15 protein-coding genes are annotated in these 13,524 nt (G+C 70.7%); 6 read left to right on the top strand and 9 right to left on the bottom strand.

All coding sequences use genetic code 11. From position 1 onward, the window contains the following. Positions 1-43 precede the first annotated feature (43 nt). Genes fabG through ABH935_RS02615 form a run of 4 tightly spaced genes read right to left on the bottom strand, consistent with a single transcriptional unit; the run spans position 44 to position 3,863 of the window. A complete protein-coding gene (gene fabG, locus ABH935_RS02630) occupies positions 44-826 on the bottom strand; it encodes a 3-oxoacyl-ACP reductase FabG (protein WP_370376142.1) in 783 nt (260 codons plus the stop codon). Further along, the gene (locus ABH935_RS02625) at positions 823-1,827 is read right to left on the bottom strand and encodes a phosphotransferase family protein (RefSeq protein WP_370376553.1); all 1,005 of its coding nucleotides are present in this window, start codon (positions 1,825-1,827) and stop codon (positions 823-825) included. Before ABH935_RS02625 ends, fabG begins: the two co-directional genes overlap by 4 nt. 37 nt (positions 1,828-1,864) lie before the next feature. Then, positions 1,865-2,632, bottom strand: coding sequence for an SDR family oxidoreductase (locus tag ABH935_RS02620; RefSeq protein WP_370376141.1), 768 nt, complete (start codon positions 2,630-2,632; stop codon positions 1,865-1,867). Positions 2,633-2,654: 22 nt separating this feature from the next. Further along, on the bottom strand, positions 2,655-3,863 hold the full coding sequence (locus ABH935_RS02615) for an acyl-CoA dehydrogenase family protein (protein ID WP_370376140.1): 1,209 nt from the start codon (positions 3,861-3,863) through the stop codon (positions 2,655-2,657). Between the two features lie 56 nt (positions 3,864-3,919). On the opposite strand from ABH935_RS02615, the gene ABH935_RS02610 reads away from it, so the two are divergent. Both ABH935_RS02610 and ABH935_RS02605 read left to right on the top strand, forming a co-directional pair. Next, positions 3,920-4,552, top strand: coding sequence for a TetR/AcrR family transcriptional regulator (locus tag ABH935_RS02610; protein ID WP_370376139.1), 633 nt, complete (start codon positions 3,920-3,922; stop codon positions 4,550-4,552). A 10-nt stretch (positions 4,553-4,562) separates the two neighbouring features. Continuing rightward, a complete protein-coding gene (locus ABH935_RS02605; RefSeq protein WP_370376138.1) occupies positions 4,563-5,147 on the top strand; it encodes a hypothetical protein in 585 nt (194 codons plus the stop codon). Positions 5,148-5,177: 30 nt separating this feature from the next. On the opposite strand, the gene ABH935_RS02600 is transcribed toward ABH935_RS02605, so the two are convergent. The 3 genes from ABH935_RS02600 to ABH935_RS02590 form a co-directional block, all read right to left on the bottom strand. Continuing rightward, the gene (locus ABH935_RS02600) at positions 5,178-6,317 is read right to left on the bottom strand and encodes an acyl-CoA dehydrogenase family protein (protein WP_370376137.1); all 1,140 of its coding nucleotides are present in this window, start codon (positions 6,315-6,317) and stop codon (positions 5,178-5,180) included. Beyond that, positions 6,296-7,483 carry an acyl-CoA dehydrogenase family protein gene (locus ABH935_RS02595; protein ID WP_370376136.1) on the bottom strand — a complete coding sequence of 396 codons (1,188 nt, stop codon included), beginning with the start codon at positions 7,481-7,483 and terminating at the stop codon, positions 6,296-6,298. Before ABH935_RS02595 ends, ABH935_RS02600 begins: the two co-directional genes overlap by 22 nt. 111 nt (positions 7,484-7,594) lie before the next feature. Beyond that, positions 7,595-8,503, bottom strand: coding sequence for a LysR family transcriptional regulator (locus ABH935_RS02590; protein WP_370376135.1), 909 nt, complete (start codon positions 8,501-8,503; stop codon positions 7,595-7,597). Between the two features lie 92 nt (positions 8,504-8,595). On the opposite strand from ABH935_RS02590, the gene ABH935_RS02585 reads away from it, so the two are divergent. The 4 genes from ABH935_RS02585 to ABH935_RS02570 all read left to right on the top strand — a co-directional run bounded on the left by ABH935_RS02585 (position 8,596) and on the right by ABH935_RS02570 (position 12,224). Continuing rightward, the gene (locus ABH935_RS02585) at positions 8,596-9,291 is read left to right on the top strand and encodes a type 1 glutamine amidotransferase domain-containing protein (protein WP_370376134.1); all 696 of its coding nucleotides are present in this window, start codon (positions 8,596-8,598) and stop codon (positions 9,289-9,291) included. A 344-nt stretch (positions 9,292-9,635) separates the two neighbouring features. Continuing rightward, entirely contained in the window at positions 9,636-10,652 is a 1,017-nt protein-coding gene (locus tag ABH935_RS02580; RefSeq protein ID WP_370376133.1) for an NADP-dependent oxidoreductase, read from the top strand. Between the two features lie 80 nt (positions 10,653-10,732). Then, on the top strand, positions 10,733-11,389 hold the full coding sequence (locus ABH935_RS02575; protein ID WP_370376132.1) for an SDR family oxidoreductase: 657 nt from the start codon (positions 10,733-10,735) through the stop codon (positions 11,387-11,389). 4 nt (positions 11,390-11,393) lie between these two features. Further along, complete coding sequence (locus ABH935_RS02570) at positions 11,394-12,224, top strand: aldo/keto reductase (RefSeq protein WP_370376131.1); 831 nt, start codon at positions 11,394-11,396, stop codon at positions 12,222-12,224. A gap of 81 nt (positions 12,225-12,305) precedes the next feature. On the opposite strand, the gene ABH935_RS02565 is transcribed toward ABH935_RS02570, so the two are convergent. Beyond that, complete coding sequence (locus ABH935_RS02565) at positions 12,306-12,725, bottom strand: DUF4259 domain-containing protein (protein WP_370376130.1); 420 nt, start codon at positions 12,723-12,725, stop codon at positions 12,306-12,308. Positions 12,726-12,756: 31 nt separating this feature from the next. After that, positions 12,757-13,515 carry an SMI1/KNR4 family protein gene (locus ABH935_RS02560; RefSeq protein WP_370376129.1) on the bottom strand — a complete coding sequence of 253 codons (759 nt, stop codon included), beginning with the start codon at positions 13,513-13,515 and terminating at the stop codon, positions 12,757-12,759. Positions 13,516-13,524 lie beyond the last annotated feature (9 nt).

Genomic DNA, 13,524 nt, shown 5'->3' with positions numbered 1-13,524 from the left:
CCGCCTCTGCCTTCTTCTCAACAGGCCGGATCGGTGGGGCGCCTCAGTCCTTCGGTCCGCCGGCCGCGTAGATCACCTGGCCGGAGACGAACCCGGCGTCCTCGCGCACCAGGAACGAGGCCACGGCCGCGATGTCCTCGGGCTTGCCGGAGCGGCCGACCGGGATCTGGCTGATCGCCACCTCGCGGAAGACGTCGAAGTCGACGCCCATCCGGGCCGCGGTGGCCTTGGTCATGTCGGTCTCGATGAAGCCCGGCGCGATCGCGTTGGCGGTGACGCCGAACTTGCCGAGCTCGATCGCCAGCGTCTTGGTGAAGCCCTGCATGCCGGCCTTCGCCGCGGCGTAGTTCGCCTGGCCCCGGTTGCCCAGCGCCGAAGTGCTGGACAGGTTCACGATGCGGCCGAACCCGGCGTCCACCATGTGCTTCTGGGCGGCCCGCGACATCAGGAACGCGCCGCGCAGGTGGACGTTCATCACCGCGTCCCAGTCCCCGACGGTCATCTTGAACAGCAGGTTGTCGCGCAGGATCCCGGCGTTGTTCACCAGGATCGTGGGCGCGCCGAGTTCGGCGGCGATCCGGGTGACCGCGGCGGCCACCTGCTCCTCGTCGGACACGTCGCAGCCCACGGCCAGGGCCTTGCCGCCGGCTTTGGTGATCGCCGCGACGGTGTCCGCGCACGCGGTCTCGTCCAGGTCGACGACGGCGACCGCGTGCCCGTCGGCGGCCAGCCGGGCGGCGACGGCCGCGCCGATGCCGCGGGCGGCTCCGGTGACGATCGCGGTGCGCGGGGTGTCGTGCTCGGCGGCGGTGGTCTGGTCGGTCATGGCAGAGTCCTCAGCGCTTCGGTGATCAGGGCGTCGATCATGTCGGTGGTCGGGGCGGACGAGGCGGCGCGGTTGCGCGGCTCGTCCAGGACGCGCCGCAGCACGCCCTCGGCGATGATGGCGATCTTCCACAGGCCCAGCGCGTGCCAGAACCCGAGCGCGGAGCCGTCCCGGCCGCTGGCGTCGAGGTAGGCGGCGGCCAGCTCGTCGCGGCTAGGGAAGCCCGGCATCATCGAGTGGCTGAGCAGGCCCGCGCCGGCCTCGCCGGCCGCCGGCCAGTACGCCAGCAGCGTGCCGACGTCGGCCAGCGGGTCGCCGAGCGTGCACAGCTCCCAGTCCAGCACCGCGGTGACGGCGCCGTCGTGCGGCGAGACGATCACGTTGCGCATGTGGAAGTCGCCGTGTACCAGCGTGAGCTCGCGCTGCTCGGGGATCGCCGCAGCCAGGCGGGCGGTCAGCGTGTCCAGATCGGCGGACTCGCGGGTCTTCGAGTGCTGCCACTGCGTCGTCCAGCGCTTCAGCTGGCGCTCGGCGTAAGGCTTGTGGCTGGCCAGGTCGACCAGTCCGGTTTTGTCCAGATCGACCGCGTGCACCGGCGCCAGGGCGCGGGCGATCGACAGACCGACGGCGTGCCGGGTCGGCTCGTCGACGCCGGCGACGACCTCCTTGCGGTCCAGGACCAGGCCGTCGACGAACTCCATCAGGACCATCGGGACGCCGTCCGCGTCCCACACGCCGAACACCTGCGGGACCGGGACGTCAGAGTCCTGCAGCGCGGTGAGGATGCGCGCCTCGCGGGCCACGTCGTGCGCCGAGGCCAGCAGGTGGCCCAGCGGCGGGCGGCGCAGGATCCAGCGCCGCTCGGGGCGTCCGCTCGCGTCGGTGACGGCGTAGGTCAGGTTCGACTGGCCCACGCCGACCCGGGTCAGCGTCAGCGGGAGCTCGTGCTCGATCCCTGATTCGCGCAGCCAGCCGGAGACCAGTGCCGGCAGTTCCTCCAACGCCGGCCCGGTGGAAGTCTCAGCCGCCTCGGATGCTTCAGACACCGGCCTGCCCCAGCAGCGCGCCGCCGTCGATGACCAGCGTCTCGCCGGTGATCCAGGCCGCGGCGTCGGAGGCCAGGAAGGCGACGGCCGAGGACACGTCCTCCGGCTCGCCGATGCGGCCCAGCGGGTAGGAGCCGGCGACCTCCGCCTCGCGCTCGAACAGGGCCGCGGCCAGCTTGGTGCGGACCACCGCCGGCGCGACGCCGTTGACCCGCACCTTCGGCGCCAGCTCCAGCGCCAGCTGCTTGGTGACGTGGATCAGCGCGGCCTTGCTGGCGTTGTAGACGCCGAGGTTCGGCGCGACGTGGATGCCGCCGATCGAGGCGGTGTTCACCACCGAGCCGCCGTGCTCGCCCATCCACGCCTTCACCGCCAGCGAGGTCCACAGGATCGGGCCCCACAGGTTGGTGTCGAGTGTCTTGGCGAATCGGCTCTTCTCGATGTCGATCAGCGGCCCGTAGGCCGGGTTGGTGCCGGCGTTGTTGACCAGGATGTCCAGGCTGCCGAAGCGCTCGATCGCGAAGGCCACGCAGGCGCGCGCCGCGTCCTCGTCGGTGGCGTGCGCCTGGAAGCCGACCGCGGTGCCGGGTCCTTCGACCTGCTTGGCGGCTTCCTCGGCGTTCTCCTTGGTGCGCGAGGTGAGGACGACGTTCGCGCCGCCGGCGGCCAGCGTCTGCGCGATCGCCAGGCCGATGCCGCGCGAGGCGCCGGTGACGATGGCCGTGCGGCCGTTCAGCGAGGGGATGAGGGGGCTGGTCATGAGCTGAGGGGACTCCTGTATATCAGTGCTTGTACTTGGCGAGTTCGATCCGGGCGATGGAGCGCTTGTGGACCTCGTCCGGCCCGTCGGCCAGCCGCAGCGTCCGCAGGTGGGCCCAGGCCCAGGCCAGCGGGAAGTCGTCGGTGACGCCGGCGCCGCCGTGCACCTGGATCGCGCGGTCGATGACGCGCAGCGCCATCTCGGGGGCCGCGACCTTGATGGCGGCGATCTCGGTGCGCGCGGCCTTGTTGCCGACCGTGTCCATCATCCACGCGGCCTTCAACGTCAGCAGGCGCGTCTGCTCGATGTCGATCCGGGACTCGGCGATCCAGTCCTGGATGTTGGCGCGCTCGGCGAGCGGCCGGCCGAAGGTGACGCGCTCGGAGGCGCGGCGGCACATCAGCTCCAGCGCGCGCTCGGCCATGCCGACGGTGCGCATGCAGTGGTGGATCCGGCCCGGGCCCAGGCGGGCCTGGCTGATCGCGAAGCCCTCGCCCTCGCCCTTGAGCAGGTCCTCGGCCGGGACGAAGACGTCCTCGAAGGTGATCTCGGCGTGCCCCTCGCGGTCCTGGTAGCCGAAGACCGGCAGCGAGCGCACGATCGTGACGCCCGGCGCGTCCAGCGGCACCACCATCATCGACTGCTGACGGTGCGGCTCGGCCTCCGGGTCGGTCTTGCCCATGACGATCAGCACACGGCAGTTCTGGTGCATGGCGTTGGACGTGAACCACTTGCGGCCGTTGAGCACGTAGCCGCCGCGCGCGTCGTCACGGACCATGCGCATCTCGATGTTGGTCGCGTCCGAGGAGGCCACCGCCGGCTCGGTCATCGCGAACCCGGACCGGATCTCGCCGTCCAGCAGCGGCTTGAGCCACTTCTCCTTGTGCGCCTCGGACCCGAAGAGCGTGAGCACTTCCATGTTGCCGGTGTCGGGGGCGGCGCAGTTGGTGGCCTCCGGCGCGAGGTGGCTGCGGCCCATGATCTCGGCCAGCGGCGCGTACTCGAAGTTGGTGAGCCCGGGGCCCCATTCGGGGTGCGGGTGGAAGAGGTTCCACAGCCCGCGCTTCCTGGCCTCGGTCTTCAGCTCCTCGATGACCGCGGGCTGGTGATGAGGGTTCCCGGAGGCGCGCATCTGCTCCTCGTAGACCTCTTCGGCGGGGTAGACCTGCTCGTCCATGAAGGCGAGGAGATCGTCCTGGTAGCGCTTCGCGCGGTCGGAGACAACGAACATGGTTCCGGTATAGTTGAGGTCGGCGTCAAGTTCAAGTAGGGAGACGGCGTTTCGGCATGGTGAAGTCTGAGGTTCGCGTCACACCCCGCAGCGCACGGGGGATCCGCACACGGAACGCGCTGGTCGCGGCGGCGCGCGTGGTGTTCGAGCGCGACGGGTACCTGGACGCCCGGTTGGCCGACATCTCGGCCGAGGCCGGCGTCGCCTCGGGCTCGCTCTACACCTATTTCGAGGGCAAAGAGGAGATCTTCCAGGCGGTCGCCGAGCAGGTGACCGAGGAGATGGTGCACCCGCACCTGCGCGCCCGCACCGGGGTCACGGACCCGCGCGAGCTGATCGACCTCGCCAACCGCGAGTACCTGCGCGCGTACAAGAAGAACGCCAAGCTGATGGGCCTGTTCGAGCAGGTGTCGCACATCGACGAGGAGTTCCGCGCGGTGCGGATCGAGCGCGCGAACGCCTTCGTGCAGCGCAACGCGAAGATGATCCGGACGCTGCAGGACGCCGGGGCCGCCGACCCGGAGCTGGATCCGCTGCTGACGGCGCACGCGTTGTCGGGGATGGTGTCGCGGATGGCGTTCGTGGCGTACGTGCAGAAGGTGCCGATGCCGTTCGAGAAGCTGGTGGAGACGTTGAACCGGATCTGGATCAAGGCGTTGAGCCTGCCGGCTGTGGGCGGCTCCGAATAGGGTCCAGGCCATGGGCTACAACACCGACTTCCAGGGTGCGGTCACGGTCGTGCCGCCGCTGAACCGGCATGAGATCGCTTATCTGCGGCGCTTCGCGGGGACCCGGCGCATGGACCGGGATCTCGGTCCGTACTACTGCGGTACGGGACATGCCGGCCAGGACGAGGAGCCGGACATCCGCGACTACAACAAGCCGGGGTTCGACCAGCCCGGGCTGTGGTGCAAGTGGGAGCCGACGGACGACGGCGGCCGGATCCAGTGGAACCAGGCCGAGAAGTTCTATGACGGCGAGTTGTGGATGGCGTACGTGGTGAGGACCTTCCTCATGCCCGACGCACTCCTCGCCGAAGAGCTGGAGTCCCGTGTCGAAGGGCGCTACTACGCCCCCGAATTCGCCCACTTCACGTTCAACCACCTGGTGAACGGCGTCATCGACGCGGAGGGCGAGGAGGAGGACGACGTCTGGCAGCTCATCGTCAGCGACAACGTGGTCACCACGCGCGCCGACGGCGATGAATCCGCTCCGATCACCGACACCGCGTGGGGCGCGTATCTGCGAGCGGAGGCCGAGCTCACCGCTTCCGATGAGCTCTGACCCGCCCTCGTCGTCAACTGCCCGGCGCGTTCAGCTCGCCGGCAGGTCCACCAACTCCGCGAGACGCCGCCGGTGCCGCGAAGGAGCCCCGAGCGCGAGCGACGTGCTCTTCGCGCGCTTCAGATACAGGTGCGCGGGGTGCTCCCAGGTGAAGCCGATGCCGCCGTGCATCTGCACGCACTCCTCCGCGGCCTGCACCGCGACCGCCGAACAGTGCGCCTGCGCCACCGCGACCGCGATCGCCTGCTCCTCGCCGGTGGCCGACACCGCGTGCCGCGCGACCGCGCGGGCCTGTGCGATCTGGACCCACAGCTGCGCCAGCCGGTGCTTGAGGCCCTGATATGACCCGACCGCGCGCCCGAACTGGTGCCGTGTCTTCACGTACTCGACCGTCGTCGCCAGGCACCGTTCGGCCAGCCCCAGCTGTTCGGAGGCGAGGATCGCCGCCGCGCTGAGCAGCGCGCTCTGGAGCGCGCCGTAGCGCGTCGTGAGCAGCATGCCGGGGGTGTCGTCGAACTCGATGTCGCACAGTACGCGCGTCATGTCCAGCGACGTCACCGCCGTGCGCTGCGCGTCCGAGGACTGCACGACGTAGATCGAGCCGTCCGCCGGGACCAGCAGGACATCGGCCGGCAGCGCGTCCGCGACGCTCGTGACCCGGCCGGTGAGCCGGGCTTCGTGCGGATGCTCGCGGGGCGGCCACGGCGTGACCGAGACCCGGCCCTTGTACGTCGTGTCCGGCGAGCGCGTGAACGGGATCGCGACGGCGACGGTCTGCTCGCCGTCGGCGATCCGGCGGAGTAGTTCATCGGCCGCGGCGGCGGTGCCGTTGCCGGCGTCATGGACGCCCAGCAAGAGCGCCGTGGCCGTCAGGTTGCCCAGGAACGGCACCGGCGCGACCGCCTTGCCCAGCTCCTCGGCGACCACCGCGGCCTCGCGCAGCGAAGCGCCGGCGCCGCCGAGTGCTTCGGGGATCAGCAGTCCCGCCGCGCCGATCCCGGTCCCGAGCGCCTTCCACAGCTCCGCGTCGTACGGCTCCGCCGACTCGGTCCGCGCCAGCACCGAGGCCCACGGCGCGCGGTCGGCGAGCAGGTCGGCGACTGCGGTGCGCAGCTCTTCTTCGGGCTCTGAGTAGAGCAGTTCCTCGCTCACCGGGGGAGGTCCTTCCACGCGACGTCCTTGTCCACCCGGATCTCGCCGGGCAGGCCCAGGACGCGTTCGGCGATGATGTTCAGCAGGATCTCCGAGGTGCCGCCCTCGATTGAGTTGCCCTTGGCCCGCAGGTAGCGGTAGCCGGGGGAGCGGCCGACGAAGTCGACGGTGTCGGGCCGGCGCATGGTCCAGTCGTCGTAGCGCAGGCCCTCCTCGCCGAGCAGTTCCAGCTCCAGGCCGGAGATCTGCTGGTTGAGCGTGGCGAAGGCGTACTTCGCCGCCGAGCCCTCGGGGCCGGGCTGGCCGGCTGCGAGCTGCGCGGACAGGCGCATCGCGGTCAGGCGCGCGGCTTCGGCAGCGACCCACAGGGCCATCAGCCGGTCGTGCAGCGAGGAGTCGCGGACTCCGGGATTCTCCCGCCAGCGCTGGGCCAGCACGCCGATCATCCCCGACTCGCGCGGCGAGGATCCGCCGCCGATCGCCACGCGCTCGTTCATCAGCGTGGTCTGCGCGACCTTCCAGCCCTCGCCCACCGCGCCGAGGCGCTGGCTGTCGGGGATGCGGACGTCGGTGAGGAAGACCTCGTTGAACTCCGCCTCGCCGGTGAGCTGCCGCAGCGGCCGGACCTCGACGCCGGGCGCGGTCATGTCCAGCACGAAGTAGGTCATGCCCTGGTGCTTGGGGACGTCCGGATCGGTGCGGGTGACCAGGATCGCCCAGCGCGCCTCGTGCGCCATGGACGTCCAGACCTTCTGGCCGTTGACGATCCAGTCGTCGCTGTCGCCCTCGCGGACGGCGCGGGTGGCCAGCGCGGCGAGGTCGGATCCGGCGCCGGGCTCGGAGAACAGCTGGCACCAGACCTCCTCCCCGCACCACAGCGGCCGCAGCCAGCGTTGCTTCTGCTCGTCGCTGCCGAAGGCGAGGATGGTCGGCGCGGCCATCCCCAACCCGATGCCGATGCGGCGGGGGTCGTTGTCGGGCGCGCCGGCCGCGGCGAACGCTTTCTCGGCGACCGGCTGCAGGTCACGCGGCAGGCCCAGGCCGCCGAGGCCTTCGGGATAGTGGAGCCAGGCCAGCCCGGCGTCGAAGCGGGCTCGGAGGAAGTCCTGTTTGCTGGTGGTGCGGGGATCGTGGGCGGCCAGGAAGTCCTGGACGCGGTTCTCAAGGTCGTGCTGGGTGATCAATGGCGGCACCCTTGCTTTCCAACCGGTCGGTAACTGTCCGCTCAGTATTCTCCCGGCGAGGGTGGTGTCAACAGGGGTGATCGAATTCGGTGCTCGGGCTCAGCCTCATGATCAGCACTCGTGATCGGCCCACCACGCCTTCGCGGCGGCGAGCAGATGGTGGCGGACCTCGGCCACGTGCGGGTTGGCCGAACCGCCGGGCCTGCGGACCAGGTACGCGGTGTTCAGGGGTGCTTCGTCGGGCTCGTGGAGCAGGGTCAGGGCTCCGTTGTCGAGCTCGGCGCGGCACAGGTATTTCGGCAGGACCGTCCAGCCGGCCCCGGCCATCACGGCGGTGCGGATGCCGCGCAGGTCCGGGATCGTGGTCAGCTGCGCCGGGGCGGTCAGGCGCTCGTTGAAGACGTAGCGCCAGTAGCGGCGGATTATCGGGAGGTCGGCGTCGTAGGCGATCAGCGGGACGTCGGCCAATGCCGCCGGGAGCGCCGCGCCCTTCAGCCGTTCGGCCCACAGCGGTGCCGCCACGAGGACGAACTCCTCGTCGGCGAAGGGTTCTGAGACCAGGCCCCGGGAGTTCGGGCGGCGGGTGGAGATCACCAGGTCATGCCGGCCGGCGCGGAGCTCGTCGAGCAGGTCGTCGGTCAGGCCGGTGGTGACGCGGAGCTGGACGCCGGCGGCGATCAGCGGGGCGACCAGCCCCATGCCGACCGCGCCCAGGAACTCCGCCGGGCCGGCGAGATGGACCGGTTCGACGGCCGGGGTGTCGGCGTCGTCGCTGAGGCCGGACAGGCGGTCCAGCGGGGAGGCGACCTGCGCGGCGAGGTCGTCGGCGTAGGGGAGCGGGACCACACCGCGGGCTCGGCGCTCGAACAGTTCGCGGCCCAGGCGGGTCTCCAGCGCGCGGATCTGTGTGGTGACCGTCGACTGGGACAGGCCGAGCAGGTGCGCCGCGGCGGTGAAGGAACCGGAGCGGTGCACCGCGAGGAAGGTGCGCAGTTGGTTGAGGTCCAGTGGTTCGGCCATGCGCCGAGGCTACCTCGATCCATCGGAAAATCGATAGTCGCTATCGGAGTGCCCATTGGTCTCGATAGGTTCATGAGGTTTACTGTCTTGGCATGGCAAAGATCCTGATGGTTCTGACCGGTGCCGACTCCTGGACGCTGAAGGACGGCACGAAGCATCCGACCGGCTTCTGGGCCGAGGAGGCCGTGGTGCCCTACCAGGTGCTGAAGGCCGCCGGGCACGAGGTGACGGTCGCGACCCCCGGCGGCGTGGTCCCCACCGCGGACGCCGGCAGCCTGTCCGCGCAGGTCAACGGCGGCGAGGACGGCGCGCGGCAGATGTCCGACGCCGTCGCGGCGATGACCGAGCTGCGCAGCCCGCTCACGCTGGCCGACGTCTCGGTCGACGATTACGACGCCGTGTTCTATCCCGGCGGCCACGGCCCGATGGAGGACCTGGCCGAGGACGCCGACTCCGGTCGCGTGCTGAGCACGGCCCTGGCCTCCGGCAAGCCGCTCGCGGTGGTCTGCCACGGCCCGGCGGCGCTTCTCGCGGCGCACACGGCCGACGGCACCTCGGCGTTCGCCGGCTACCGCGTCGCCGCGTTCACGAACGAGGAGGAGGTCCAAGGGGGCCTCGCCGACAAGGCGAAGTGGCTGCTGGAGGACCGCCTGCTCGCCGACGGCGTGGTGGTCGACAAGGCCGCGCCGTGGACGCCGCACGTGGTCGTGGACCGGAACCTGATCACCGGGCAGAACCCGATGTCCTCCGCGCCGTTGGCGGCCGAGCTGCTGAAGGCGCTCGGCTGACGGTTGGCCGGAGATCTGGCCGCCCGATGGCTTGGCGGCCGGTCGACCGGCCGCCTGCCGGCCGGTCGGCGAGACTGCTTGATTCGCTGGGCCGGTGTGCTGGCCGGCCGATCGGTTGGCGAGTCTGGCTGGCGAGTCCGACTGGTCGGCCGGCTGAGTCGCCAGCCGGCTCGCTGAAGGCGCTCGGTTGAGCTCGCACTTGAGCTTGCGCCGGTTTGTCCCGGCGTCCGGCGCGGTCGAGCAGTGGCAGCGCCGACGGCCGTCGGCGACGATGAGCAAGCCGGACTCATCCGCTCGCGCTCATCTTCTTGTATCCCTCACCCCTCACTCTCTTGGAGCAACCCGTGTCCGTCACCAGCCGTGAATGGCAGCTGATCGCCCGCCCGGTCGGCGAGCCGAAAGCCTCCGACTTCCGCCTCCTCCAGGCCGAGGTCGCCGATCCCGGGCCGGGGCAGATCCTGGTGCGGAACACGTGGCTGTCCGTCGACCCCTACATGCGGGGCCGGATGAACGACGTCCCGTCCTACATCCCGCCGTTCCAGCTGAACGAGCCGATGACCGGCGGCGCGGTCGGCGTCGTGGTCGCGGCCGGGGACGGCTCGGCCGTGCCGGTCGGCGCGACCGTCGCGCACTTCGAGGGCTGGCGCGAGTACGCGCTGCTGGACGCGTCCGCGGTGCAGCAGCTCGACGTCTCGGTGGCGCCGCCGCAGGCCTACCTCGGCGTGCTCGGCATCACCGGCCTGACCGCCTACGTCGGCCTCACCGAGATCGCGCCGGTCAAGGAGGGCGACGTCGTCTTCGTCTCCGGCGCGGCCGGGGCCGTCGGCTCCATCGCCGGGCAGATCGCCAAGAAGCTCGGGGCGTCGAAGGTCGTCGGCTCGGCCGGCGGCCCGGAGAAGGTGCGCCGGCTCAAGGACGACTTCGGCTACGACGCCGCGATCGACTACCGCGAGGGGGAGCTGCGCAAGCAGCTGAAGGAGGCCGCGCCCGACGGCATCGACGTGTACTTCGACAACGTCGGCGGCGACACCCTCGACGCGGCGCTGACGCGGATGAACCTGTTCGGGCGCATCGCGCTGTGCGGCGCGATCTCCGTCTACAACGCCGAATCCACGCCGGCCGGGCCGCGGCACCTGACGAACGCCATCGGCAAGAGCCTGACGCTGCGCGGCTTCACCATCGGGCACCACATGAAGGCGTTCCCGGAGTACATCGGCAAGGCCGCCGGGTGGCTCGCCGACGGTTCGCTGCACGTCGACGAGACCGTCGTCGACGGGATCGACAACGGCTTGAACGCCTGGTTCGGCCTGATGAGCGGTGCCAACACCGGCAAGATGCTGGTGCGGCTGACCGAGGACTGAGGTCCGTTCCCGCCCCGGCCGCTGATCCGAACGGTCGCCTCGACCTCCCGCCCGGCGCCCGGGTGGGATAGGGAGGACGCATGCGTATCGTGATTGCGGGCGGTCATGGACAGATCGCCCTGTTGCTGGAAGCACGCCTGAGTGCCGACGGACACACCGTGCAGGGGCTGCTGCGCCGCCCCGACGGCTCCGACGATCTGGTGGCCGCCGGGGCCGAGCCGGTCGTGTTCGATCTGGAGAGCGCCACCGCCGAATCGCTGGCCGAGGTCATCCGCGGCGCCGACGCCGTGGTGTTCGCGGCCGGCGCCGGCGGCGGGAGCACGGCCGAGCGGAAGTACACCGTCGATCTCGGCGGCTCGGTGCTGCTGGCCGACGCCGCCGAGCTGGCCGGGGTGCGGCGCTTCGTGCAGATCTCCTCGATGGGGGCCGGGGCGCCCGCGGCGCCCGGCTCCGACGCGACCTGGGTGGCCTACCTGGACGCCAAGACCAAGGCCGAGGACGACCTGCGGCCCCGCGACCTGGACTGGACCATCATCCGGCCCGGCGGCCTGCTGAACACGCCGGGCCTGGGACTGGTCCACCTCGTTCCGCACACCGGCCGCGGCACGGTCCCGCGTATCGACGTCGCGGACGTCCTCGCCGAGATCCTCGAACAGCGTGCGGCCGTCCACCAGACCCTCGAACTGGTGTCCGGGTCCACCCCGATTTTTCAAGCCGTCGAAGCCTGGAAGGGATGAAGAAATGCAATACATCACTTTGAATGACGGCGCGCGCATCCCGCAGTTGGGTTTCGGCGTCTGGCAGGTGCCCGACGCCGGGGCTCAGGCCGCGGTCGCGACCGCCCTCGACGTCGGCTACCGGCACCTGGACACCGCGGCCGCCTACGAGAACGAGGCCGGCGTGGGCCGCGGCATCCGGGATTCCGGCGTCCCCCGCGAGGACATCTACCTGACCACCAAGCTCTGGAACGGCGACCACGGCTACGACGCCGCGCTGCGCGCCTTCGACCAGAGCCTGGAGCGCCTTGGCACCGACTACGTGGACCTGTATTTGATTCACTGGCCGGTGCCCGAACAGGATTTGTATATCGAGACCTGGCGCGCCCTGGAGAAAATCAACTCCGACGGCCGGGCCCGCAGCATCGGCGTCTGCAACTTCACCGCCGAGACGCTGGAGCGCCTGGTCGAGGAGTCGTCCAAGACCCCGGCGATCAACCAGATCGAGCTGCACCCCTACTTCCCGCAGCCGGCGATGCGTCAGCTGGACGAGAAGCTGGGCATCGTCACCGAGGACTGGAGCCCGCTCGGCCAGGGCGGCGACCTGCTCAAGGAGCCGGTCCTGGCGCGCATCGCCCGGGCGAAGGGCAAGACCCCCGCGCAGGTCGTGCTGCGCTGGCACCTGCAGCTCGGCGACGTGGTGATTCCGAAGTCCGTCACGCCGTCGCGGATCAAGGAGAACTTCGAGGTCTTCGACTTCGAGCTCACCGAGGCCGAGATGGAGGAGATCACGATGCTGCGGCGGGACGACGGCCGGATCGGGCCGGACCCGGCGCATTTCAACTACGTGGGGTAGATGCGGCTGCGGTTCGTCGGCCCTCCCGCTGTGTGGGGAGGGCCGACGAGGTGGTCGTGCTGTGTCAGTCGTCGTGCTGTGTCAGTCGGCTGTCAGTAGGAGTAGGGCGCGCAATTCGCGCGTCTTCTCGTGCCAGGGGCTGTCGGATCCGTCGACCCCGCTCCATTCGTCGGCGAGCTCGCTGTCGTCGGCCATGGTGCGGTCGATCGCTGCGATCGCCAGCGGCAACAGGTCGGTGGTGAGGGGCGGGAGCGGCTGTTTCGGGCCGTAGCCGGCTGCTACGAGGCGCGCGCCGCCGTCCGACAGTTCGCGGGCTACCAGCGCGGCTGCGGCTATCGCGTACGCGCCGACGTCGCCTTCCAGGTATCCGTCGCAGTCCGCGGCTTCGCGAAGCGCCTCGCGGATGGCGGCGGCGCGGTCTTCCCGCGGGAGGTCGTCGAGGCGGCCGGAGAAGTCGGCGGCGTCGTCGTTGTCGAATGGTCCGGCGTCCCAGAAGCCCATGGCGGTGTCCTCAGTCCCCTGTTCTCAGGTCTCAGTTCTCGGTGTCTTCGTCGAACTCTTCGTCGTCGTCCTCGCCGGTGTAGGCGTTCAGCGCTTCGCGGGAGCGGGCCAGGACGCTGATCCACGCGCCGTCGGCGGCGTGCGCGAGGAGGTCGTCGCCGACGTAGTACGTGGTCTTGTACCAGTCGGGCTGGATACGGGGGAGGGCGGTGAGGCCGTCTTCCTCGACGGCTTCGGGGCCGAGTTGAGCCCAGCACTTCTCCATGCCGTCGACCTCCGTGAGTACCGTCTCGGACATCAGGGCTTCGACGAGGGCGAGCGAGAGCTTTTCGGTCCACGGGATCCACTCCTCCTCGGTCTTGTCGAGGAGGTCGGCGCGGTAGTAGGTCGGCGGGTCGTCCTGGTCCAGGTCCTCGATGAGGACGCCCCACCAGCAGACGCCCTGGTTCTCGTCGCGGAAGACCAGGGCGCCTTCGTACGTCTCCAGGTCTTCCGGCGTGCTCAGCGGGTCCTGGTTGCGGGTCAGGTCGTCGCGGCGGCCGAAGAGCTTGAGGCCCTCGCGCAGCGCCGCCGGGAGCGGGAGGCCGAGGGCGGCTGCGGCGGCGTCGAGGTCGGCGTCGTCGTAGCCGTCGCCGTCGGCGAGGGGGCGCTCGGACCAGTCGGCGGCCAGGACCTCGGCCACGTGCCAGGCGGCGGCGCGGTCGCCGGGGGCGGCCACGGCGGCGTGGAGGGCCGCGGATATGCGGGCGGCGGCTGTTTCGGGGGCCGCGTGCGCATCGGTGTCGGTCATGGGGCCACA

It is taken from the genome of Catenulispora sp. GAS73 (genome assembly GCF_041262085.1).
GTDB lineage: Bacteria > Actinomycetota > Actinomycetes > Streptomycetales > Catenulisporaceae > Catenulispora.
This window is presented reverse-complemented; position numbering and strand designations above follow the sequence as displayed.